General features: G+C 61.0%; 16 protein-coding genes and 2 pseudogenes. 4 read left to right on the top strand and 14 right to left on the bottom strand.

The window, feature by feature from the left end:
- Positions 1-14: 14 nt before the first annotated feature.
- Positions 15-662 (bottom strand): class II aldolase/adducin family protein, encoded by a 648-nt coding sequence (locus tag DDD63_RS02465; protein ID WP_240611359.1) that lies wholly within the window; start codon positions 660-662, stop codon positions 15-17.
- Positions 659-2,362, bottom strand: coding sequence for an FGGY-family carbohydrate kinase (locus DDD63_RS02460; protein WP_108715038.1), 1,704 nt, complete (start codon positions 2,360-2,362; stop codon positions 659-661). The genes DDD63_RS02465 and DDD63_RS02460 overlap by 4 nt, the downstream gene beginning before the upstream one ends.
- A gap of 102 nt (positions 2,363-2,464) precedes the next feature.
- On the opposite strand from DDD63_RS02460, the gene DDD63_RS02455 reads away from it, so the two are divergent.
- The gene (locus DDD63_RS02455) at positions 2,465-3,460 is read left to right on the top strand and encodes a sugar-binding domain-containing protein (RefSeq protein WP_108715037.1); all 996 of its coding nucleotides are present in this window, start codon (positions 2,465-2,467) and stop codon (positions 3,458-3,460) included.
- A gap of 83 nt (positions 3,461-3,543) precedes the next feature.
- Here the strand turns inward: DDD63_RS02455 and DDD63_RS02450 are convergent, their stop codons facing one another.
- From DDD63_RS02450 to DDD63_RS12700, 5 genes are all read right to left on the bottom strand, one after another.
- Positions 3,544-5,415 (bottom strand): ABC-F family ATP-binding cassette domain-containing protein, encoded by a 1,872-nt coding sequence (locus DDD63_RS02450; protein ID WP_205647301.1) that lies wholly within the window; start codon positions 5,413-5,415, stop codon positions 3,544-3,546.
- Positions 5,415-6,470 carry a 4-(cytidine 5'-diphospho)-2-C-methyl-D-erythritol kinase gene (locus DDD63_RS02445; RefSeq protein ID WP_108715035.1) on the bottom strand — a complete coding sequence of 352 codons (1,056 nt, stop codon included), beginning with the start codon at positions 6,468-6,470 and terminating at the stop codon, positions 5,415-5,417. The genes DDD63_RS02450 and DDD63_RS02445 overlap by 1 nt, the downstream gene beginning before the upstream one ends.
- A 46-nt stretch (positions 6,471-6,516) precedes the next feature.
- Positions 6,517-7,536, bottom strand: a complete 1,020-nt coding sequence (locus DDD63_RS02440; protein WP_108715034.1) for a hypothetical protein — start codon at positions 7,534-7,536, stop codon at positions 6,517-6,519.
- A gap of 62 nt (positions 7,537-7,598) precedes the next feature.
- Positions 7,599-8,573, bottom strand: coding sequence for a 16S rRNA (adenine(1518)-N(6)/adenine(1519)-N(6))-dimethyltransferase RsmA (rsmA, locus tag DDD63_RS02435; protein WP_108715033.1), 975 nt, complete (start codon positions 8,571-8,573; stop codon positions 7,599-7,601).
- Positions 8,574-8,595: 22 nt separating this feature from the next.
- Positions 8,596-9,924: a G5 domain-containing protein gene (locus DDD63_RS12700; protein WP_240611357.1), complete on the bottom strand. Its 1,329-nt coding sequence runs from the start codon at positions 9,922-9,924 to the stop codon at positions 8,596-8,598.
- A 516-nt stretch (positions 9,925-10,440) separates the two neighbouring features.
- Here DDD63_RS12700 and DDD63_RS02425 point away from each other — a divergent pair.
- Positions 10,441-10,992, top strand: coding sequence for a hypothetical protein (locus DDD63_RS02425; RefSeq protein WP_108715032.1), 552 nt, complete (start codon positions 10,441-10,443; stop codon positions 10,990-10,992).
- A 206-nt stretch (positions 10,993-11,198) separates the two neighbouring features.
- Here the strand turns inward: DDD63_RS02425 and DDD63_RS02420 are convergent, their stop codons facing one another.
- Together DDD63_RS02420 and metG are read right to left on the bottom strand one after the other, a co-directional pair.
- Positions 11,199-12,098: a TatD family hydrolase gene (locus tag DDD63_RS02420; RefSeq protein WP_240611355.1), complete on the bottom strand. Its 900-nt coding sequence runs from the start codon at positions 12,096-12,098 to the stop codon at positions 11,199-11,201.
- A gap of 130 nt (positions 12,099-12,228) precedes the next feature.
- A pseudogene (gene metG / locus DDD63_RS02415) lies at positions 12,229-14,034 on the bottom strand (methionine--tRNA ligase).
- A 173-nt stretch (positions 14,035-14,207) separates the two neighbouring features.
- Between metG and DDD63_RS13315 the strand changes: the two are divergent.
- A pseudogene (locus DDD63_RS13315) lies at positions 14,208-14,795 on the top strand (isochorismatase family protein); the annotation flags it as partial.
- 762 nt (positions 14,796-15,557) lie between these two features.
- On the opposite strand, the gene DDD63_RS02405 reads toward DDD63_RS13315, so the two are convergent.
- The 5 genes from DDD63_RS02405 to rsmI form a co-directional block, all read right to left on the bottom strand.
- A complete protein-coding gene (locus DDD63_RS02405; protein WP_164505427.1) occupies positions 15,558-16,046 on the bottom strand; it encodes an LppA family lipoprotein in 489 nt (162 codons plus the stop codon).
- A 284-nt stretch (positions 16,047-16,330) separates the two neighbouring features.
- On the bottom strand, positions 16,331-16,777 hold the full coding sequence (locus tag DDD63_RS02400; protein WP_164505426.1) for an LppA family lipoprotein: 447 nt from the start codon (positions 16,775-16,777) through the stop codon (positions 16,331-16,333).
- Between the two features lie 137 nt (positions 16,778-16,914).
- On the bottom strand, positions 16,915-18,558 hold the full coding sequence (locus DDD63_RS02395; RefSeq protein WP_108715028.1) for an alpha/beta hydrolase: 1,644 nt from the start codon (positions 18,556-18,558) through the stop codon (positions 16,915-16,917).
- Positions 18,558-18,866 carry a hypothetical protein gene (locus DDD63_RS02390; protein WP_108715027.1) on the bottom strand — a complete coding sequence of 103 codons (309 nt, stop codon included), beginning with the start codon at positions 18,864-18,866 and terminating at the stop codon, positions 18,558-18,560. The genes DDD63_RS02395 and DDD63_RS02390 overlap by 1 nt, the downstream gene beginning before the upstream one ends.
- 442 nt (positions 18,867-19,308) lie before the next feature.
- The gene (gene rsmI, locus DDD63_RS02385) at positions 19,309-20,148 is read right to left on the bottom strand and encodes a 16S rRNA (cytidine(1402)-2'-O)-methyltransferase (protein WP_108715026.1); all 840 of its coding nucleotides are present in this window, start codon (positions 20,146-20,148) and stop codon (positions 19,309-19,311) included.
- Positions 20,149-20,315: 167 nt separating this feature from the next.
- On the opposite strand from rsmI, the gene DDD63_RS02380 reads away from it, so the two are divergent.
- Positions 20,316-22,907: a phospholipid carrier-dependent glycosyltransferase gene (locus DDD63_RS02380; protein ID WP_240611345.1), complete on the top strand. Its 2,592-nt coding sequence runs from the start codon at positions 20,316-20,318 to the stop codon at positions 22,905-22,907.
- Positions 22,908-23,312: the final 405 nt, after the last annotated feature.

Genomic DNA, 23,312 nt, shown 5'->3' with positions numbered 1-23,312 from the left:
TTCCTCCGCTGCTCTTATTGATGCTTGAGCTCCGCCAACTTATCCGGCGGAAATACCGTCGTCGTATCGCCCAGGAGCAGGGCGCGGTACGTCATCGTCGCGGCCTCTTCTAGGTTCAACGCCTTACGGAACGCCGACTCAACCGAGTCACCCAGTGCGCTAATCCCGTGATTGCCCAGCACGACGACGTCGTGTGACCCGTCGGCTACCTGTTCGGCGGCGGTATCCGCCAATTCGTCGGACCCGTTGACGTAGTACGGGGTGTACCCATAGCTTCCCACATAGAAGGCGTGGTCTTGGGTGATGAAGCGGATGCGGTGACCGAGAGCGGTCAATAGCAGGGCGTATTGCGGGTGCATATGCACCACGGCTCGCGCGTCAGCGCGCGCCTCGTATGTTCGCGCGTGCAGTTTCCATTCACTGGAGGGAACAGGCCCGTTGATAACCGAGCCCTCCATGCGCATCAGCGTGAAGTGCTCGGGCTGCAACCTGTCCAGCCACGTCCCCTTCCCCGTAACAACGAAGGTATCCTCACCTATTCGGGCAGATAGATTTCCACCGCTGGCTAGCGCTAAGCCTTTGGCAACGATATCGCGGCCCACCTCAATGAGCTCGGCCACACGCTCTCTTATCTCTTTCTCCAGTGCTTCGTTCATCATCATTGCCCTTCCATGCCTTTGTCCGACGGCGACTGCCTGCCTGTTGGTGCCGCATCGGCCGCTGGCAGGGACGTCTCCGTTGCTGAGGTGGCGTCCGGTGACGCCCCAGTTTCGGGCGCAGTTTCCGCCTCTGTTGCACCCGCTGTAGCCCTGGTGTTCCCCGTCGCATCATCGCCCGACGCGGTGCCGTCGGCGCGCAACGCGCGCATCTGCGGCCACACCGGCCGGATTGCCTCTCGGGCGCGTAGGTAGACCTCGTGCACGGCGCGGTAGCGCTGGCGGCGCGTGCTATCCGGTTCGAAGCGACTCAACGAGGTAGCAAGCATCTCCGCAGCGGCTTTCACATCCACTGCCACACCCGCGCTCACCAGTGCCAGCACGGCGGCTCCCCGCGCGCCCGCCTCCGGAGCGTCCTGGCGCAGTACACTCTGCCCCGAGGCATCGGCAAGAATCTCGCACATGAGATCGGAGCGGAATCCTCCCCCGGAGACCACCAGCTCTCCCGTCAATTGCAGAACGTCAACGCATTCCAACAGCGAGAAGGCGACGCCCTCGTACACGCTGCGCAGGATCTCCGCCGGATTAGTAGTGATGGACATTCCCATCCACGACGCCGAGGCCGCGGTGTCCTGGAAGGGCGCCCTCTCACCACCAGGCGAGGCGTAGGGCAAGTAGATCACACCCTGACTTCCCGGAGCCACGGTGCGCGCCATGCTCTCTATCTCACCCCAGGTCAGTTCTTCCAACCCCAAGGTGCTGCGAATCCACTCCAGGTTTGGCGTACCCGTCATGGGAGCGAAGAATTCAAGAACCTGCGTGCCGCGTCCGGTGGCGAGCACCATGGAGTTCTCCGAACTGCGCGCCGTCGCATCCGCCCGCAACACGCCAACAAATCCCGTAGTGCCCAGGATCAGCCATCCATCGCCATTGTTAATGGCACCCAGACCATTTCCCGTGACGGCAACATCAATCATTCCCATTCCTACCGGGGTACCCACAGGTAAGCCGGTCTCGGCCGCGGCATCAGCGCTTACTCGGCCACCGAGTGCATCCGCCCGCCGCACGGGCGGAAGCAAGCCGATGGCCTCCTCCATGCCGAGTGCTCTCGCCAATTCCGCGGAGTATCCCGCTGCGGTGCGCACATCGAGGAAGTTCCGCGAGGCCTCGGTGAAATCCGTGGAGAGTTCACCGGTGAGCCGGTAGCGCAACCAATCCTTGCAGTACAGCAGGGTGGCCGCCCGTGCAATTGCGTCCGGCTCGGCCTCCCGCAGCTCCTCCAGCAGAACCGGCGCCAGTCCGGGAAACGTCGTCGTCTGCGTCGTATTCAGAACGGCTTCGGCCTTACCGCTGCGGTTCCATTCCTCCACTCTCTCAGCGGCTCGACCATCCAGCCATATCGCTGCCTTGCGAACCGGGTGTCCGTCACCCTCTAGCAGCCACAGGCCATCGCCCTGTCCGGTTAATCCCACCGCCAGGATTTCCACCCCGTCGCCCAACTCGGCAACAACCTGGCGCAGACACGCGGCCACAGCCTGCCATATGCTTTCCATATCCTGCTCGGCTTGACCGCGTTCGCCGTACTCAACCGGAACCCGCTCCGAGTGCACCGCGGCAACGCCTCCGGTCATATCAAAAGCGACGGCTTTGACCGCCGTCGTCCCGCCATCTACTCCGATGACGTATCGGTTCTGTTTTTCTTCCATGCCGATCTCCTTCGAACGGTATTGCACAGCAAGCGTACAACGGTTCACTAGGATTGCACAACGGTTCATACGCGTTCATGCTGTTGCAGCTAGTCTTGTCTTATGAGCGACGTCGACCAGAGCAAACCTATCCGACTATCAGATGGGTTATCCTCACGGCACCTGGTAGAAATCGCTCGCCTCTATTACGAGCGAAATATGACGCAGCGTGAGATAGCACAGGCATTTGGGCTTTCACGCGTACGGGTGACGCGCCTATTGGCAGAGGCGCGCCAACGCGGAATCGTCGAGATCCGTATTCACGGCGACGACGGCCCGCACTTCGCCGAGTTGGCGGCACGCTTGGCGGCGCGATACGGCTTGGAACAGGTTCGCCTTGCCCCCACATTCGATGATCCACAGCGTACTGCGGCTGAAATGGCAGGCGCGGGCGCACAAACACTGTATTTCGCTCTTGACCAGGCATCAACGGTGGCCGTCGGTCTTTCCCGCACTCTCGGCGCCGCGATTCGGGAGCTCGCTCCACTCGGCCGCAGGCATGCACTATTCGTTCCGCTGGCGGGCGGGTGGTCAGGAGCCGCCGAAGGGCTGAACCCGGAAGAGCTCACCGCTCATCTGGCCTCCGTCACCGGTGGCCACTGCTATCACCTGCTGGCACCGCTGCTTGCCGAAACACCTACCGTCGCCCGCAGCCTGCGCGAAAGCCCCGGAGTGGCCGAAGCGCTTCGCCGGGCGGCAAGCGCGGACACTCTTATCACGGGCGTTGGTGGCCTTGACTGGACGGAAAGCCCGCTAGCTCACGCCATTACCGCCACAGAACGCCGACAGTTGGAACGCGCGGGTGCCGTCGGCGACACATCGGCACGCTTCTTCGACGCGGACGGGCATACCGTTGCCTCCACCTTGGAGAAGCGCGTTGTCGGGCTAACGCTCCCACAGATGACCCAGATCCCGACGCGCCTCGTTATCGCGCACGGCCCGGCAAAGGTCGCGGCCCTTCACAGTGCGCTGATCGGCGGTTTGGCCACCCACCTCGTTACCGACGTAGCAACCGCTCGCTGCCTGCTGGAGGATGACTCGGTCGCTAAGAGCGCCTGAGAAAAGGGACGAAATCGGCGGATCCGAAAAGAACCTGCATCCTCTAGGCGAGTTGCGCCTGTCTCCAATCCGTATTACATCGGTTATTCAAGCTGTTCTGAGATCTCGAACCAGCGCTGTTCGAGTTGCTCATTAGCGGCCTGCACCTCGCGCAGTTCATCATCCAGAGCGCGCAAGCCCTCGAAATCGCTCGGATCGTGCGCTGCCATCCGCTCGTGAATCGCCTCGACCGTGCGAGCAGCCCTGTCCATTTTTCGCTCTACGGCATGAAGTTCCTTGCGCAGGGCATGTTCCTGCGCACCGGAAAGTGGCGTGGCACTACCACCATCATTTTCTGCGGCTCGCGTGGTCTTCTGCTCGGCAGGCCTCTCTGCGGGTGCCGCCTGTACACCGGCTGCCCGTACCGCCGCATTCTCCCGCAGGCGCAGGTACTCATCCACGCCGCCGGGTAGATGCCGCACCCCGGAGCCCAGTACCGCATATTGCTGGTCGGTGAGGCGCTCCAGCAGGTAGCGGTCATGCGAGACGACGACCAGTGTGCCCGGCCACGAGTCGAGCAGGTCTTCCACCGCCGCCAAGGTGTCGGTGTCCAGATCGTTGGTCGGTTCATCCAATAACAGCACATTCGGCTCCGCCATCAGCAAGCGGAGTAGTTGCAGCCGCCGTCGTTCACCACCAGAAAGGTCAGCTACCGCGGTCCAGGCGCGCTGGCGCGTAAAACCAAGCCGTTCCACCAGCTGACTCGCGGTCAATTCCTTCTTTCCCACCGTAACCCTCGTGGCGACCTCGCTTGCAGCCTCCACCACGCGCAAATCTGCGACCTCGTCCAATTCCCGCGTTTCTTGCGTCAGTGCCGCCTGCCGCACGGTCTTCCCGGTTGTCACTCGACCGGCCGTGGCTTGAAGCTTCCCGGAGATCAGACTGAGCAGCGACGACTTTCCCGCACCGTTCGGACCGAGAATGCCGATGCGCTGCCCAGGCGCGAGGCGAAGCGTGACATTGTGCAACACATACTCGCCGCCGGGGTAGGCGAAGGAAACATCCTCGAGATCGATAACGTCCTTGCCCAAGCGAGCCGTTGCCATACGGGTCAGTTCCACCGTGTCGCGGGGAGCCGGTTCGTCGGCGATGAGTGCCTCCGCCGCTTCGATGCGGAACCGCGGCTTCGATGTACGGGCGGGAGCTCCCCGACGCAGCCAGGCCAGTTCCTTGCGCAGGATATTGTTACGTTTCGCCGCCGCAACCGCCGCCTGCCGCTCTCGCTCTGCCCGCTGCAAGATATAGGCGGCATACCCGCCCTCATACGTTTCGACACGGCCGGCCTGGGGCGCCGTGCCGCCCCGCTCATCCACACCGGGCACTACATCCCATAGTCGCGTACACACCGCGTCCAGGAACCACCGGTCGTGAGTGACCACAATCAACGCACCGCGTACACGTGCGCCTCCGAAACGCTCGTTGAGATAGTCCGCCAGGAACGTAATACCGTCAATGTCCAGATGGTTGGTCGGCTCGTCCAGCATGACGATGGAGGCGTTCTGGCACAGCGTTGCGGCCAGGGCGACGCGGCGGCGCTGCCCACCCGAAAGCTCGTCAACCTTGCTATCCAGCGCGATATCAGGCAGTAGACCGGCGTGCAGGCGCCTGATATGCGCGTCGCTCGCCCACTCGTGCACTGCGGCCGTGGAGTGGATGACCTCGTACGCCGTGGAGCCTTCGGCAAATGAGTCGGCCTGCATGAGATAGGCGATCCGGGAACCATTCGTGCGCGTAACCCGCCCCGTATCCGGTGCGAGGGTTCCGGCGAGCATCCGCAGTAGGGTAGTTTTCCCGCCGCCATTTGCACCGACGACGCCGACGCGTGAACCATCCGCAAGGCTCACAGAGACATCAGCGAGAATGGGACGGTGCCCGCGGGTAATACCGATCCGGTCGGCGGCCAATAAATGAGCCATCAGAAGGCGTCCCGGATATGCGCGCCGCCGGCGGGCCCGTCCGCCCGAAGTGCAGTCAATTCGGGGAAATCCCGGGCGAGGCGTCCCGCAAGCGCGTCGGCGGTCGTTGCATCCTCTGCCAGAACGGCAACCGTTGGGCCCGACCCGGAGACGAGCGCTGCCACGCCGTAGGAGTTCGCCTTCCGAATGATGCTCCGCAGAGTCGGATACAGCGAGAAGGCCGCCTCCTGCAGATCGTTGACCATAAGCGGCGCCATGCGCCGCAGATCGGCTGTGCCAACCGTGCCCTGCAATTCCTCTGTCTCCGGCACCAGAGACTCGGGCACGGGCCGATATCCCATGATGGCGTCGAATTCACGGAAGACATCCGGCGTGCTCAGACCATGTGGCGAAACCAGGAGAATCCAGGAGTGCATGGTGCCCGGGCGCAGCACCCGCAGTTCTTCACCACGGCCGGTGGCATGGGCGACGCCTCCCAACAGGCAGAAGGGCACATCAGATCCGAGTTCGGCGCCCAGTTCCCGCAGAGTCGGCGCGTCGAGCCCCAGGCCCCATAGTTCGTTGCATGCCACCAGCGTGGCAGCCGCGTCGGCGGACCCACCCGCCAGCCCGGCCGCCACCGGAATGCGCTTGGTCAGGGTCAGTTCGACGCCGTCGGCAATGCCGTAGCGTTCGCGCAGCAGCTGTGCCGCCCGAACGGCCAGGTTCGTATCGCCGGTGGGAGCACCGCCGTCGTCGCCCTCGTAACGTAAACGGACGGACCTGTTGCCCGAGCCGGCCTGCGCCACTGAATCCGAATCGGGCAGCGCGGTGGCGCGGACGTCGTCGAAGAGGTCAAGAGCCTCGAAAACGGTGTCGAGGGGATGAAAGCCATCCAGACGCGGCGGCCCGACGCGCAGTGCGAGATTCACCTTTGCCGGCGCAGATGCGAGAACTGTATGCACGGCGGATAGTCTACCGGGAAGGGAGAGTAGGCCGACAATACCGCGACTATCCAGAGGCCGCCGCTCTGCTTCTGCTCCCATCTTTCGAGCAGGAGTGAACTCTCGTGCCATGTGCTCGCGCCGCTCGCGAAGAACATCGAAAGCCGCGCATACGCTCTTAGCCTCCAGCTGGCCCGCGCATACGCGCCATGTAGTACACGAAGGCGATCACCAGTATTCCGCCCACAACACCATGGATCGGCGTTCCCGACTGGCCGACCGCCCCTAGCAATATAATCCCCACGCTGGCCAGTGCCACCACTACTCCGGCTGCCCTGTCGCGCAGTGACACCGCCAAGGCGTCACGCACAATACGAACGTCGGTCTCGTCGAATTCGGGCTCACTGAAGGCTAGTGCACTCTCATCAGTAATGGCGGGGACGGTACGCGCATCGAGATTCAGTTCCAAGCCCAATCCGCGTAGGGCACGCCCCAGCCACACCACCCACAGCCCGCTGAGCGTGATTGCGATCAAGAACAGAATCACGCCGAAAATGACATACACAATGGCCGTGGTGCTGGTGCCACCGGCAGAATCCGCGATTTCCACTCTGCCGCTGATCAGAGCCCACGCGCCCGTGCCTAGACCCACCGGAACCAGCCAGCTCACTGCGGTCAGCAGCGCCAAAACCACACGCGAGCTAAGCCGCGCCACCGTCATGAGAATCAATGCGCATAGTGCCACTCCCAGCGCCGTCAGCATAATGCCCAGTGCGTAGAGCCGCATGGCGGAATGCTCCGGGTGAGTCATACCGTAATAGCCCAGCATGCCGATCACTACGGCGAACCCCGCCACAACGCCCAGTAACGGGAAGTGAACGCGGCGCATGCGCGCCATGAGGAGGTCCGGAGAAGCCGGGGGCAAACGCGTTTCGCGCCAACGCTCCACTTCGTCGAGATCTCGCTCTTCGATCGCCCGCGCCACACGTAGCCCGGCACGCAGCGGACCGCACAACACCAGCGCCACCGGGAATCCGGCTATTAGTGCTACGGAATACTGGGACGTCCAGTGCACCCCAGTAAGTATCACAATTGTCAGCAACAGCAGCGCCCACAGTCCGCAGGCAGCCATACCCGCAATGGCCAGATCGATCCGACGCTCAGCCCGCAGCCAGAGCTGGTGCATCGCCTGATCCATCTACGTTCCTCGTTTCGCGGGCCATGGAGCGGGTCCCCGGTGGAAGGGCTCCTCGTCTAAGCCTAGTCCAGCCCACCCTCAGATTCTGTGATCAAACGGGCCGCCGTCGCTATGGCAATGAACTCATTGACACTCAGACGCTCACCACGCACCCCGGGATCGAGGCCGGCCCGGCGGAGAATCTGTTCGGCACTGCTTGGACTTCCTGCCCATTCGGCCAGTGCGGCGCGCAAGGTCTTTCTTCTCTGCGCGAAGGCATGATCGACGACGGCGAATACCTCCTCGCGCGAAATGTTGGATGCGCGTTGCGCCGCATCCTGCGGCGAGGCATCCCGCGGCGAGGCGTTACGCCTGAAACTCACCAGCGCCGAGTCAACGTTGGGGACCGGCCAAAAGACGGAACGGCCGATCTTCGCGCCACGCCGCGCCTGTCCATACCACGCCAATTTCACGGAAGGAGCCCCGTAGGTGCGCGAGCCCGGTTCCGCCGCCAAGCGATCAGCGACCTCGGATTGCACCATGACAAGCGCGGTCTTCAGGCTAGGAAGCACCTCCAACAAGGTCAATAGCACCGGAACAGCCACGTTGTACGGAAGGTTGGCAACAAGATGCTCCGGCACATATGGTGCCGCGCCAGCCAGCGGAGGAACGGCAAGATCAGCGACGCCGTCGATGGTGAGGGCATCGCACTGCGCTAATGCGAAACGCCCGGAAGCTTGCGGCATTCGCGCCTTTACCGTTGCCGGTAGAACGGCTGCCAATAGCGGATCGATCTCCACTGCGGAAACACAAGCACCCGTTTCCAGCAGCGCGAGTGTCAAGGATCCGAGGCCTGGTCCGATCTCAAGAACTCTATCGCACGGGCCGATGTCGGCATCACGCGCAATACGCCGAACGGTGCCGGCGTCGTGCACGAAATTCTGGCCCAGCGTCTTCGTCGGCCGAATACCCAATTCCCGAGCCAATGCGCGAATGTCGGCAGGACCGAGCAACTGTGCCGCTTCCGATGCCTGACCGGCGGCATCCAAGAATGTCATCGTAAGTGATCAGGGCGCCGATCTAGTACCAGCCGGTGCTCTGCGAATGCGACCAGGCAGCGCATGGCGTCCCGTAGCGCCCGGAAATGTAACCGAGTCCCCACTTGATCTGTGTTGCGGCGTTGGTTTGCCAATCGGAACCGGCCGAGGCCATCTTGGAACCGGGCAGTGCCTGCGGAATACCGTAGGCACTGGAATACGGATTACTCGCCGTCACATTCCAGTTGGACTCCCTGTTCCACAGCGAAACGAGGCAGGAGAATTCGCCATCGCCCCAGCCGTAAGAGCTCATCATGTTGTAGGCAATCTGCTGTGCTTCACCCGCCGGAGCGATGGAAGCGGAACTTGTACTACTGGAGCTCGCACTCGCGTCCGTGCTGCTGGCGGCAGTGGTATCTCCAGAACCAACCCGGACAACCTCGTCAACCCGCTCGGTCTTCTTCACCGAAAGGATGAGCGTCCGGTTCACTTCTTCACCATCAATGTAGGTCACTTCGTATGTATTCGACGTAACACCGTCGACACCTTCGGACTCAACCTCGGTGCTGCCAGAGGCGAGAGTGGCATCCTCAACCTCTGAAGACTGGTACTTATCAACCTCATCCTCGGAGATCGTCTTTGTCTCCACTCGGTTGATCGTCACCTCAGCCCCATCCGCGACCGGATCGGTCAAGGGCTGCGATACCTGATCGTCCGCATCGACCGCGATATTCGCCTCGGCCAATGCTCCGCCGAGTGTGGGTTGGCTGGTGGTGACTTCCCGCTCGCCACCATCCACGTGCACGGTGAAGGTCACGTCGCTTGCCTTACTCGTCGACGGCGCACTCAACGACGCCATCGACGCCCGGCTGGAGTGCAGGGTATCGGCCGACGCCGGCAAACTGCCATCTGATGCACCAACGGCCCCCACACCGGCGGCAGCGGCGACAACCGCCACTACGGCCGCGCGCGAACGCGCAAAGAGGTGGAACTTACGAGGTGCTGCGGTGACAACGGGGATTTCCGCAGTGTCGCGCGCATCCGCCTCATCTTCAAGCGTCTCCGTAACACTGTCCGCCGCAGGCTCCTCAACCGTTGCGGTAGCTTCTTCCACAACGACTGCGGCATCCGCTGCCAACGCCGACTCGTCATTCGCTGCTGCCTCTTGCGCATCGGTCACAGGCTCCTGCGTGGCAGCCGCGCCTGTAGTGACCGACGATGCGTCGTTCACTACACCCCCGGTTACCAGCTGTTTCTGCGCTAGACGTTCGGCCCGCCTTGCCGCGCGCCGCGACCCTTCGGCCGGTTCTTGTGCCAGCAGCGCCTCAAGCCGCTGGATGTCTGCCTCTGCAGCCCCACTATGACGCCCCAAACGAGTGCCTCCTGATAGTTGTTCTCATCGAGAACGGCCTGCCGCCCCAATTTGTAACAAATCTAGACTGATCGTAACCAAATCGTGACCTTTTGGCCAGCAGTTTCCACTGTTGTGCCGCAACCGGCGTCACGCCCACAAAGTGCGCCACACGCTTTTTTGCCGATCTACCAGCGGAAAATGGCGTTTCTCGCACGATTTCGAGGAATAGCACACACTTTGCCATGCGCACGCAGCCTCGGCGTACGTACTCGTTGAGCCACTAGCACCAAACAGCCACTGCCACCCCAGAACAAGAGTGCCGCTATCGGGTGAGAAGTTGATAGTCGCGATCAGACACCGGGCGAAGGCAGTTTACCGTCAGTCCCTGACTACTGCCAGCAGCCGACCAGCTAAACAGTAAGGTGACTTCGGCTGTCGTCACACAACAGATATCTATCGGCTGTCGTCACACAACAGATATCTATCGCGTCTATCACGCACGATGCGATGTGCATATGGTGTTAGTCTTCAGCTATGACCACGGATCCCGCAGACGAGTTGGCCGCAGACTCCGCAAAACGGTCCCACGCCGCACTATTCACGCCCATAGCACGGATCGTACATGTTCTGATCTGTGGCATCCCGATCATCGTGACGTTCATCGGTCTCTTCCTTCCCTACTTTCAGATAAGAACACCCGACTCGGCGGGTACACCGATCTCCTGGGCCACAGCAAGTCAGATCCAAGGGAGCGCGAGGCCGTTCATCTCAACGCTCGTATTCCTAGCACTTGCGCTCGTCCCGCTCGTCTTGCAGTTCTTCGACCGTAAAATGCCCAGCAACCTCCTCCTTGGCTCATCAAGTTTTGGCCTCATCGCCGGAGGCGTTGCGCTTGGCAATGTCGCAGTGAATCTCGAGCCGGGAAACATACGCTGGGTTGAGTACAACGGTTTCATACTCGAGCGCGGAATCGGCTTTGGCTTGATTCTTGCGGGTGCTGTCGGCCTGATCGCCGCTGGCATGGTACTGATCGCTCGCGTATGGGCAGCCATCCGCCGTCGTGAACATATCCTCGCGCAGCAGTAAGAACTCCGAAGCGCAAATGCCCGCACAGCATATATCGCGCACCGGTCCGTGAGGCATTCATCCACACACCGGTCCATGAGACATACATCCTCACATCAGTCCATCAAGCATTCATCATCCTTGGGTGCGGTTGCATACGAACCCGCGGCTCGATTATGCGAAGCCTGCGGCCCCTAGCGGCAACACCCACACGGCACTCTTACCGTCTACACCCCGTACACCGTGCGCGTATTCGTATCAATTTGCTCGCACCACCGTTGAAGCGATAACCCTCGCAATTCCGCCTGTGCCCGCACGGTGTACGCCACCGCGTACGCCGCGTTGGGGTGGCCCCGCCACGGCACAGGGGTCAGATAGGGTGCATCCGTCTCCGCTAGGAGCAACTCCGGCGGGAAGGCCAGGAAGGCCTCCCGCAATGACCCGTTGACCGGGTAGGTCATGGACCCGCCAAAGCTGCCATACCAATCATGGGCGGCACATATGCGCGCCATCTCCACATCACCGGAGAAACAGTGGAACACGGTACGCTCAGGCGCTCCGCACTCCATGAGGATGCGGATGGTATCCGCGTGGGCTTCCCGGTCGTGAATCTGCAGCGGCAGGTCGAGTTGCTTGGCCAATTCGATATGCAAACGGAACGATTCGGCCTGCGCTGCTTTTCCCGCGTCGCCGGTGCGGTAGTAGTCCAGTCCCGTCTCTCCGATGGCTACCACGCCGGGGCGCCGCGCGAGTTCCGCAACCAGCGCGACGGCGTCGGTGAGACTGTACTCCCGATGCCAAGGGTCCAGCCCGTGACTCAATCCGTCCGGTGACTCGGCGGTAATCCCGCAGTGCAGCGCCGCCTCATTCGGATGGATGGCGATCGCTGCCGATAGCTGGTGCGGATGCATGGATGCCACGGCAACGGTTGGTTCCAACTCGGGAACCTCACAGCCACAGGTAATAGCGTGCCGCACGCCGACACGTTCCATCCGGTCCAGATGTTCCGGCACGTTCAAGTGTCGCGACGACGTCGCCTCCGCGGCTTCCGCCGCCCCGGAGCGCGTCAGCTCTTCCAGTCGTGCCATTTCGCGGCGTGCCGCCAGATGCGTGTGGTTGTCGACCACCGGATGCGGCAGACGCTCGGGACATCTGGATATTGGTGACGCTTCTTCTTCGCCAAGTCTCTTCCTTCCGCCAAGTCCGCCTGACGTCAGTACATCTATTCACCGGGCCCAATTAGACAATTCATCGGGCCTAATCGGACAATCCGAGGCGTTCCAATTCCTCATCCACCACGGATTCGTCCAACTTCTGGAACACCGGCTTCGGCTTGGCAATCGGCGTACCCGGTACAACGGGCACCGACTCCCAGCGATGAACGTCGGTATAGTCGCCGGTAATAATCGGGTACGGGTCGCCCCCATCCAGATCGCTGACCTCTTCCAGGCGCGGCAGCGGCGCAATATCACCACTACCCCCGAGCACACGATCCACCGCGTTAGAAGAATGCGGTAGGAACACGCATATCATCGTGTTCAAATCTGAAACGGCCTGTGCCAGCGTATGCAGCACCGTAGCTAGGCGTTCGCGCTGCTCGGGGCCTTCAGTTTAAAGGGCTCCGTCTTGGCCACGTAGGCATTCGCCTCACCCACCAGTCGCATGATCTCCGCCAGCGCCGCGCGCTGGCGGTGGTGGGCGATATGGTCGCCGACGGTCTCGAAACCACCACTGATAGCGGTTAGGAGTTCCTCGTCGACGTCGTCGCGCATCGACGGTGTGGGGATCTCTCCGAAGTTCTTCGCGATCATCGCCGCGGTACGATTGACAAGATTTCCCCAACCTGCCACCAGTTCGGAGTTGTTCCGGCGTACAAACTCAGCCCAGGTGAAGTCGGCATCGGAAGCCTCGGGGCCGGCAATAGAGATGAAATAGCGCAGCGCGTCGGGCTGATAGCGTGAAAGCACATCGCGCACGTAAATCACCACGTTCTTCGAGGAGGAGAACTTCTTTCCCTCCATGGTGAGGAACTCGGAGGCAACAACCTGCGTGGGCAGGTTGAGTTCGCCTAAAGCACCCGGCTGTCCACCGCGGCTGCCCTTACCGTTGTAGGCGAGGAGCTCGGCGGGCCAGATCTGGGAGTGGAAGACGATATTGTCCTTGCCCATGAAGTAATAGGTGAGAGCCTCCGGATCATTCCACCACGCCCGCCAGTCATCGGCGCTGCCTGTACCCGCCGCTTCGCGGCGCCGAGCCCACTCGATTGACGCACTGAGATATCCGATGACGGCGTCGAACCACACATACAAGCGCTTATTGGGTTGGTCCTCCCATCCGGGCACGGGAATGCCCCAGGAGATGTCACGGCTCATGGCGCGCGGTCGTACATCCTCAAGCAGGTGCTTGGAGAAGCTGATGACGTTAGGCCGCCATTCGCCCGTGGCCTCCACCTGATCCAGCCAGGTGGCGAGCGCATCCGCCAGCGCCGGAATATCAAGAAGGTAGTGGTCGCTGACTTTGAATTCGGGGCCTTGCCGGACACTTTCGAGATCGGATTAATGAGATCCTGCGGGTCCAGCTGGTTGCCGCAGGTATCGCATTGGTCACCGCGCGCACCATCCGCGCCGCAAATCGGGCATGTTCCTTCGATGTAGCGATCGGGAAGCGTGTTGCCGGTTTCCGGGTCAATGGCGACGTTCTGCGCCTCAATGATCATGTATCCGTTGTCACGGCAAACCTCGAACATCTGCTGCACCACCTTCTCGTGGTTCACCGTGGTGGTGCGAGTGAAGAGGTCATAGGAAAGGCCGAGCGCTACCAGGTCTTCCGCGATAATGCGATTGTTCTTGTCCGCCAGCTGTTTCGGTGTCACACCCTCGGCTTCTGCCGCGACGAGGATGGGGGTGCCGTGTTCATCGGTTCCGGACACCATAAGGACGTCCTCTCCGCGCATTCGCATGTAGCGGGAGAACACATCCGAGGGACGCCGAATCCTGCGACATGACCGATATGGCGGGGCCCGTTGGCGTAGGGCCAGGCAACTGCGGAAAGAATATGCGACATGCCTATAAGCCTACGTCTTCAGAGCGCGTCGCTCATATTCGGACGATGTTCCGCCGTGTTGCAGTTCGGACGATGTTCCGCCGTGTTGCAACTTCGCGCGACGTGGCATTGCCGTTGCGGCTAGACTGGATATGCCCAATCTTGCCAGCAGAACAGACTCCCGGGAGGCTCCCATGGATGAAGAATCGGATAGCCGCGCACTCATCATCGTTGACGTTCAGCCCACTTTCTGTGAAGGCGGTGCCTTAGCAGTCGACGGCGGAAACGCCACCGCGGAGCGGATTGCAGACTTTGTCACCGACAATGCCGATGAATACGACTTGATAGTCACCACGCAGGATTGGCATATCAACCCCGGCAAACATTTTTCCGATGAACCGGACTTTGTTGATACGTGGCCGCCACATGGCGTCGCCGGAACCCCTGAGGCAGAACTGCATGAGGCCGTGGCCTCGCTACCCATCGATGTGTCGGTGAAGAAGGGCGAATACGCGGCGGCATATTCGGGTTTTGAGGGTACCGATGCAGACGGCCGCACTCTGGAGGATATCCTGCGCGATGCCGATATTCGTGCCATCGATGTGGTTGGCATCGCTGAATCGCACTGCGTGAAAGAAACGGCATTGGATGGCCTCAAGGCGGGGTGGCCGGTGCGCGTATTCTCCGATCTGACTGTGCCTACCAGTGAAGAGCTGGGCGAAGAGGCGCGAGCAGAAATGGATGAAGTCGGCGTCGAGCAGCTGCTCTCCAGCGAGGCCTTTGGTTTCTACGAAGAAGGCGAGGACGTAGCCATCCCCGGCGATGACGGCTACGGTGACGACGGTTATGGCGCCGAGCGTGACGGGTTGGACAGCGACGTTGACGATGACTTTTACGACGACGACCTGGACGGCGACTACAGCGATGACGAGGGCGATTTTGACGACGATCTCTTCGGAGACGATGACGCAGACGCCGCGGACGATGAGTACGACGATGAAGATTTCGACGACGAGGACTTCGCCAATCTGAATCCGCCCACAGACCTCGCCTCCCGCATCACATCGGGATTGTTCGGGCCCGGTGGAACAGGCCGCTCGGGTGGGGATGTCGATGTCGATCTAGAGGACGATTTCGATATCGACGAAGATGCGGACTTCTCCGATGAGGTCAGCGAGGAGGACTTCGACTTCTCAGATATAGATTTCGATCCGCGCGAGCTTTAGCACGCCTCGCTCTAGCCAAGCCTCGCTCTGGCCTAAACTCCAGTTGGTTTTTGCCTTCTACGTTCAAGGGCTACAGCTAGGTCTCCGTCACGAATTCCTCGAAGTCGGATCGGTCACGCCGAAGGCGGCCAGAACGTCCCGCTATAGCCTGATCAGCAGGTTCCTGAGGAGTTTCACGGTCGCCGTTGTCCGTCTGCCGACCCCGCATTATTGCGGGCTTGTTATCGACACAGTACCAAGTCACTTGAGTCGCCTACGCCCCGTCCACAGTCCACCAGGCCCGCCACGCATCCCCGGCCCGCAACACACGCCCCGTCATCACGTCCTGAACCTTCCCAATCGACTCGACGAATCCGACGCCGACTGCCGCGGCGACGGACGACAGCCTGTGACATAACTGATCGAAAAACCACGGTTCTCGCGAGTCATAATGACAGACACATGCCCGCCCTCTTCCTCGTTGAACAGATTGACCCAGAACACCACCTCGTCACTGACATCTACCTCGTAGGTAAACCCATAGACAGCAGCCTCCTCCCGCACGATCTGCATGGCCACCCCAAAATCCTCATCAGAAAGACCAGAATCATATATTGTGCCCTGACTGCTAATATCCGTGCCACCACGATTGTTACCGTCACGGCAAGAGGACCGCGACGGACCATCTATCCGATCCCACTTAAACGGCCCGAACTCCGCGTCAATCCGCTCCCGCATCCGCGCAGCCGCACCCAGCAACTGCTCCTGCGCCGTCGCCAAATCAACCCGCTCCGCAAACGGCTTCGACCCATTATCTTGAATAAACATGTCATCTCCCTGCTGACCCGAACCACAGGCAACCAACCCAACAGACGACACGACCACCGCAAAAGCCAGCCAAACGAACCGGCGACGCGGCCTGCAAGTTTGCACTCCCAGACCCCAACCAAACCAACAAGACGAACGCCGCGATCCACCAGAAAAGCTGCGGGCACCCTCACGCATCACAACCCCGCCCGCAGTTCACCGGGCTCTCCGAGCATCCCCGGCCCGCAACACGCGCCCCGTCATCACATCCTGAGCCTTCCCAATCAACGCGACGAATCCGACGCCTACCGCCTCGCCTCCGGACGGCAGCCCGTCGTGTAACCGATCGAGAAGCCGCGATTCTCACGATTCATAATGACGGAGACATGCCCGCCATCTTCCTCGTTAAACAGATTCACCCAGAATACCACCTCGTCACTGACATCGACCTCGTAGGTAAACCCATAGACAGCGGCTTCCTCCCGCACAATCTGCATGGCCACCTCAAAATCCTCATCAGAAAGACCCGAGTTTGGCACCATGCCCTGAACGTTAACAGCGTCACCGCCACGATCATTGCCATCACGGCAAGAGGACCGCGTCGGACCATCAATCCGATCCCACTTAAACGGCCCGAACTCCGCGTCAATCCGCTCCCGCATCCGCGCAGCCGCACCCAGCAACTGCTCCTGCGCCGTCGCCAAATCAACCCGCTCCGCAAACGGCTTCGACCCATTATCTTGAATAAACATGTCATCTCCTCGCTGACCCGAACCACAACCAGAAAACAACAGAACCAGCACCAACGGCACGATTGCCAGTGCCAGCCGTGGACATCGCCCTTCCGAACCCACGGCTCTTGGACGACCGTACCTCCTGCGGTGGTTTCTCATCCCGCTTGTCCTGCAACAATCCTTGTAATGTTCTTATAAGAAGTAGATCCTTCGTCCCAGTATGACGAATGAGAGTCCCAAGGCCATTTCGGGCCTCCTGCGCTCAATTCGGTGATGTTAGGATCTGTAAGCGGATCGCTTCCCAAGAGCCCTGGTGCCCCACTAAGGTGCACGTTGCCTACATACGTAACCGGATCAGTAACATTCCCGAGCGCATACCCACTTTCGGTATTCATGTCCCATCCAGGTTCGGTCCCCGGAGAGCCAAAAACCCCGTAGCTCGTGGCTACACCCGGTCGCACCTGTGCTAAAGCTTTGGATAAGGTCGTTGACCCATAAGAATGGCCCAGTGGAATCTGTTCCACTCCAGAACTTCCCGTGCTGTCGGTATTACGCGAGTCTGCAATTCCTTCTAGAAAAGGCGTAAGGTCATCTGCTCCAGCCACTGCCCGGTCAGCGCTTGCTGCTGCGATAAGATCCGGTGGAGCGTCATATCCTATCCAGCCAATAGCTGCCACTGTTTCGCCATTATTCAGCATGCGCTCAGTATCGGCTTTCAGGCTAGTCATATTTCGAGTGATCCCCTCCATATCGCCCCTCACTGTCGTCGTCATCCCCGGCACAAAGGTTGTCACACGATCCGCAGTATCAACATTGCCCACTGCGATTGCCGCATGTGTCATCTCGCGTCCGGTTTCCCCTGTTCGAGGAGGCTCATAAACAAGCAATTGAGTTTCCACATCTCCTTGGTCGAGTGCGTTCCTGATAGCCACCATGTCCGCGTATCGTTCATATTTCGCCTCTTCCTCCGGAGTCAGTGTCAGCTTCCGACCGCTGTAAATCTGGCGCCCTAATTCGACCACCTCTGGGCCATACAGTGCAATATCCTCTTCCAAATTTCTTCGATTAGCCTTATCCCGCGCCCAGCCATCAACACCGTCCAGATTGCCGAGTTCCCGCGGGTAGTCGTCAATCATCTTCGCCTGCTCTCCGTCGGTGAGAGCCTCCCACCACGCGGCCACTTCCTCTGTCGAAGCGCCTACAGGCGGGGAGTCAGCTAAACCGGGGGTGTCCGACATATCTTCGATCTGGCTGACTTTACCTTGAAGGACTCTATCTAAGGCAGCCTTGTAGGCCTCATCGACCTCACGTGCCTTTGTGAGTGCCTTGCCCACTGCGATCTCCGTATCAGACATGGCCTCTTGGCGATCCAAGGCCTCCAAATCAAAAGCTGCGGTTGGATTGCGCAGATACTCAAGCACATCCTCAATAGTGGGCGACGTACCTGCTGCGAGTGGGTCGCTAACCACCCCAGAAGAATCGATGTGAAACCCGTAAAAATCCGCCCGCGAGTTCGCTTCATTGACAAGCAACTGAACCTCGCCCACGCCGTCTTGTGCCGCGGACGTCGCAGTGATGAGATCACCAATATGCGCCAGCAGAAGCTCGCACGAGTCCTCCAGCTCGTCCCGCCGCGACTGCGCGGCCGTGGCGCCCGCCCCCGACCATCCCGACTTCACGTCGATATCAACGATGTTCCCTCCCGACGACATCGCCCTACCACGCGCACGGAACAGATCATCTAATGCCGGGTCGAGGCCAATGCTCTTCCATAATTGGATATCGCTCCATGTCACCATCAGCCTTCCACCACCTTGTCAAACGCGGCGAAGTCGATACTCGTCTTGTTGTCTGCGGCCGTATACGACTCCATTGCACTTGTCAATGCTGTGGAGTACTCGGTCAACGCCTCCGACAGTTTCTTCGCCATCGCGTCCACGGCTTCCCCAACCGGCGACGTCGAGTCGAGCGCCGAGGCCCCGGGCATCCCGGTCGAAACATCCGTCATACCGCCGGTAATCTTCACACCCGCTACATCATCGCTAGCGTTACCGGCGTTTGACGCGGCAGCCGATAGACTCGCCCTATCTACGTACAGTTCTGACATGACTTTCCCTCACGGTCTGCCTATTCGTTATCTCAGTGCCGCGTACAGGCTGCGATCATCCGTCCACCACGACGGCGAGCCGCCCCGAACACCGGGCGCCCTCCCAGCGGTGAGCCGGTGAGTGCTGCCAGCACTGCAACTGATCACCACTCTACCGTAGTAATCCGCTGCACACCAGAAGACGACATGCCGTATCAAATATGAGTGCGAAGCGCTACGCAAGGCATGCCATCGAGCATCCACCAGCGCGTATTCCTGACAACACTGCTCGCTACCAAGACCGCCCGGGCGGGCAACATACCGACCACGCTCACTCGCAGGCACGAAATCGTGCACATCTTCTGCACTAGCGAGTGCAGGACCCGGGCGATGGTGGAGGTTCTATGTCCTCAAACCTGGCGATTGCTTCCTGTCGAGCAGGACCCGGGCGATGGTGGAGGTTCTAGGCGCCTCGCGTCGGTGCGCAGAGTGCGGCGTCGTACAACTCTCGTTTACGTATGCCGACGCGTGCAGCTACATGCGCCGCCGCGTCCTTCAAGCGCAGACCCGCCTTCTCCAGGGTAAGAACCTCCTCAACCGCTGCCGTCATGTCGCTTTCGCCGGGCTGTGCGCCCGCCACCACGATCACAATTTCACCGAGTACATCGTGATCGAAACGCACGGCAAGCTCCCCCAGCTGCCCGCGCGCAATTTCCTCATACGTCTTGGTGAGTTCGCGGCACACACATGCGGGCCGAGCGGAACCGAAGACCTCCGCCATCGCATTTAGCGTTGCGGGAAGCCGGCGCGGAGACTCGAAAAACACCATCGTGCGTTCCTCTCCGCCGAGGTGACCGAGCCGATTGCGCAGTTCTGCATCCTTACGCGGTAGGAACCCTTCAAAACAGAAGCGATCCGTTGCCAGCCCGGATACGGCCAGGGCACATAGCACTGCCGAAGGACCGGGAACCACGGTAACGGGCACGCCGCTGTCCGCCGCCCGTCTCACTAGACGATAGCCCGGATCGGAAACTGCTGGCATCCCGGCGTCGGTGACCACCAAAACCCTCTGCCCCTCCTGGGCCAGTTGCACAAGGTAAGGTCCCCGCTCGGCCTCATTGTGCTCGTAGTACGAGAGAACGCGGCCTCCAACCGTCACATTCAATCGGTCGGCAAGATTAAGGAAACGTCGCGTATCCTCTGCGGCGACGACGTCGGCCCTGGCCATCTCTTCGCGTAGTCGCGGCGATGCATCGCCGTCGTTCCCAATCGGTGTTGCCGCTAAAACGATGGTTCCCGTCATGGGTCAACTATCGCATGTCGGCACGTTAACATGCGCGAATCACCCCGCCCACCGCCGGCTTCAAAGCACGATGCGCAGCGGAGAAACACGCCCCGCAACGCGCCGCCCGGGCAGGCCAACGCACGGCTCTTTCGCGTCGAGCAGTGAAGGCCGGTAGACTCGCGCCTGTGACCGAGCACAAGACGATCGATGAAAACGCACCCGATCGGAATCTCGCCGGCGATGGTCCCACAACCGGTGGCATGGCTGAGGCGAGACCTGACGCTGCCCGAAGAGCAGACAAACACACCGGCAGGAAGCTACACACGCCTTGGGGATCCATGCCGGGTACTCGTCCCCGTACTCGCCTAACTCCGGAGCGCGCTCGCCGCTACGAGGACGAGTTGCGTGGGCGCCTCGGGCTGCTTCCGCTGGGCGTCGTCGTGCCGCGCCGTCTGCGTATCCAGGGATGGATAGCAACCGTGCTCACCGGCCTCATCGCCTTTATCACCCGCTTCTGGAACCTCAATCATCCCCACGCGCTGGTGTTCGATGAGACGTATTACGTCAAAGAAGCATTTTCGCTGTACAAGCAGGGCTTCGAAGGCAGTTGGACCGGCGAGGGCTCGATCATCAACGAGATGTTCGTCAATGGCGACTACTCCGCACTATCGGCCACCAATGCGGAGTATGTGGTCCACCCTCCTTTTGGAAAATGGCTGATGGCCATCGGTCAAGCGCTTTTCGGGAGCGACAACGGAGCAGGCTGGCGCTTCACCACCGCTGCGCTCGGCGTGCTTGCCGTTATGCTTATTACCCGAATTGCGCTGCGCATGTTCCGCTCGCCTTGGATTGCCGGTTTCGCGGGCGTGGCAATGGCCCTTGACGGTATGGGCATCGTTCTTTCTCGCACCGGGATCCTGGACAATATCCTCGCCTTCCTCGTACTTGCCGGATTCTGGGCGGTGCTGCGTGATCGCGATGCCTCGCGTGCAAAACTCGCTCACCGGGTCGCCTACGGGTACTTCACACTTAAGGGAAAGCCGCGCGATCCCTGGGGTCCGAGCACTCGCTTCCGTCCGTGGCTTTTGCTGGCGGGCGTCCTGCTGGGCCTATCCTGCGGCGTGAAATGGTCGGGTATCTACGCCGTTGCTGTTTTCGGGCTTCTTGTTCTCTTCTGGGGCATCGCCGCTCGGCGAGCGGTCGGCACGCGACTTTGGTCTGGCGCTGGTGTTTTCCGCGAGGGTTTCCCCGCCTTTTTCGCGCTTGTCCCAACCGCGCTGCTTGCCTACCTCGGAGCGTGGACTTCCTGGTTCCTCAACCCCAACTCTTTTGATCGCGACTGGGTAGCCAACGAACTCAACCCGGCAACAGAATCGAAAGCGCTCTCCTGGGCGCCCGACATCATCAACAATTTCATCCACTACCACCAGCGAATGTGGGACTTCCACCACGGGCTCGACTCAGCGCACACCTATCAGTCGCAAGCGTGGCGCTGGCTCTTCCAGGGCCGCCCGGTCTCCTTCTACTGGGAGGGCACCGACTCGGAGTTGACCTCGTGCGATTCCTCCGGTGGCTGTGTGCAGGCAATTACTTCGGTGGGCAACCCCGCAGTGTGGTGGTTGGCGCTTATCGGTCTTCTCGTCGTCATCTGGGCGCTGATTCGGCGGCACGATTGGCGAGCAGGCGCGATTCTCGCGGGTTATCTGGCTACCTGGGCCCCGTGGCTGACTTACGTGAACCGAACGATTTATCAGTTCTACGCCGTCGCGGTGCTGCCGTACGTGGTACTTGCCCTGGCCTTTGGGCTGGCACATTTAGTGGGGGCGTTGGCTCCGGCGCACTCTCCCGCAGTCGGTTTGCCGAGAGCGCCCGTAGGCGATGATGCCGACGACGACGCCACCGAGGAAGGCGGGGAAAATGAAACCGATAATCGAGTCGCCAACGGCACAGGAGACACCCGGGAACCCGACGGCGCCATCGATGCGGCCGATGGCGCCGTGGATGATGCAGATGATGCAATGGGTTCCGAGACAACGGGTGCAGAGACGTCGGGGGCAGGGCCTTCGGGTGTGGCGGCTTCGGGGGCGGAGACGTCGGTCGCAGAGCCTTCGGGCGCAACGGGTCCCGAGATAACGAGCACAAAGACATCGGGAACAGCCCTCGCGAGTGCAGCGGCTTCCGAGACAGCGGGTGCGGAGACGTCGAGTGCACAGCCTTCGGGTACAGCGGCGTCGACCCCCTTTGCAGGCGCAGCCTATGGACTTGCGCGCAGCTCTTCTATGGACGGTAATAGCTACTCCGTCGAGCAGGAAGATGCCAGCAGTGCTACGGACAGCTCCCTTCCTAGCGACGCATACCTCGGCGTCGGAGAAGGACCGGGCGGCGTCCCCAGCGGCACCGATACCAAGACCGGCGCAGCCACGCCGTTGGACCATGCGCGCAGCACCCAGCCAGATTTCGGCGCGGGTGCCGTGGACCCCGTGCCGGGCCCAGCTCCGTTCGGTCCCTATTCACCGAGCCCTACACCTGGAGCGCCAGGTCTGACTCCGGCGCAGCAGTTCATGGTGCAACTGGACGCAGACGTGCCGCCCCCACCGCCGGAGAAGCCGCGCGACTGGTGGTTGCCACGGCGGGCCACCAGGTCAGCCAAAGTGGCCTTCGGCGTCGTGCTCGGCGTGATCACCGTTTTCGCGGCGTTCTGGTGGCCTATCTGGACCGGGCAAACCGTGCCGTACACCTTCTGGCATATCCACATGTGGCTGCCCAGCTGGGTGTAGCGCCAAGAAGGCTGCAGTACCAAGGCGTTGCTCCGGGAAGGGTGGGGGTGCGCCAGGTGTTGCTCCAGGAAGGGTGCCGCCGCGGGTGGGGTTGTAGCGCCGAGTTGGGTGTAGCGCCAAGGTGTTGCCGCCAAGGTGTAGCGCCGAGCCGGGTGGGTGTGCGCCAGGAATGTGGCGCACACGGCTGCCGGGCTCGGCACCGGTGCTCTGTCACCCCGATCGCTGTCCGACTCCAGCCACACGACAGCCAAGAAATGTAGGGAATGTGAAGAAGTAGAGCCAAATTCACGACACTTCTCGAAAAACCCTACACTTCTTACAAACCACCCTGCCGGTAGGCGGAAAGGCCACCCTGCAGGTAGGCGGAAAGGCCGCCCTGCCTGCGGCGAGAAGGACTGCCCTGCC

Source organism: Actinobaculum sp. 313 (assembly GCF_003073475.1).
Taxonomy (GTDB): Bacteria; Actinomycetota; Actinomycetes; order Actinomycetales; family Actinomycetaceae; genus Asp313.
The sequence above is the reverse complement of the archived record's forward strand: the minus strand, read 5'-3'. Positions and strand labels throughout refer to the sequence as shown.

Excerpts from the sequence above, each read along its gene's own strand:
- DDD63_RS02460 (WP_108715038.1), bottom strand. The coding sequence starts at position 2,362 with ATGGAAGAAAAACAGAACCGATACGTCATCGGAGTAGATGGCGGGACG.
- DDD63_RS02450 (WP_205647301.1), bottom strand. The coding sequence starts at position 5,415 with ATGGCTCATTTATTGGCCGCCGACCGGATCGGTATTACCCGCGGGCAC.
- DDD63_RS02405 (WP_164505427.1), bottom strand. The coding sequence starts at position 16,046 with ATGTTTATTCAAGATAATGGGTCGAAGCCGTTTGCGGAGCGGGTTGAT.
- DDD63_RS02455 (WP_108715037.1), top strand. The coding sequence starts at position 2,465 with ATGAGCGACGTCGACCAGAGCAAACCTATCCGACTATCAGATGGGTTA.
- rsmA (WP_108715033.1), bottom strand. The coding sequence starts at position 8,573 with ATGACATTCTTGGATGCCGCCGGTCAGGCATCGGAAGCGGCACAGTTG.
- DDD63_RS02425 (WP_108715032.1), top strand. The coding sequence starts at position 10,441 with ATGACCACGGATCCCGCAGACGAGTTGGCCGCAGACTCCGCAAAACGG.
- DDD63_RS02395 (WP_108715028.1), bottom strand. The coding sequence starts at position 18,558 with ATGGTGACATGGAGCGATATCCAATTATGGAAGAGCATTGGCCTCGAC.
- DDD63_RS02440 (WP_108715034.1), bottom strand. The coding sequence starts at position 7,536 with ATGGATCAGGCGATGCACCAGCTCTGGCTGCGGGCTGAGCGTCGGATC.
- DDD63_RS02445 (WP_108715035.1), bottom strand. The coding sequence starts at position 6,470 with ATGGCACGAGAGTTCACTCCTGCTCGAAAGATGGGAGCAGAAGCAGAG.
- rsmI (WP_108715026.1), bottom strand. The coding sequence starts at position 20,148 with ATGACGGGAACCATCGTTTTAGCGGCAACACCGATTGGGAACGACGGC.
- DDD63_RS02400 (WP_164505426.1), bottom strand. The coding sequence starts at position 16,777 with ATGTTTATTCAAGATAATGGGTCGAAGCCGTTTGCGGAGCGGGTTGAT.
- DDD63_RS02465 (WP_240611359.1), bottom strand. The coding sequence starts at position 662 with ATGATGATGAACGAAGCACTGGAGAAAGAGATAAGAGAGCGTGTGGCC.
- DDD63_RS02390 (WP_108715027.1), bottom strand. The coding sequence starts at position 18,866 with ATGTCAGAACTGTACGTAGATAGGGCGAGTCTATCGGCTGCCGCGTCA.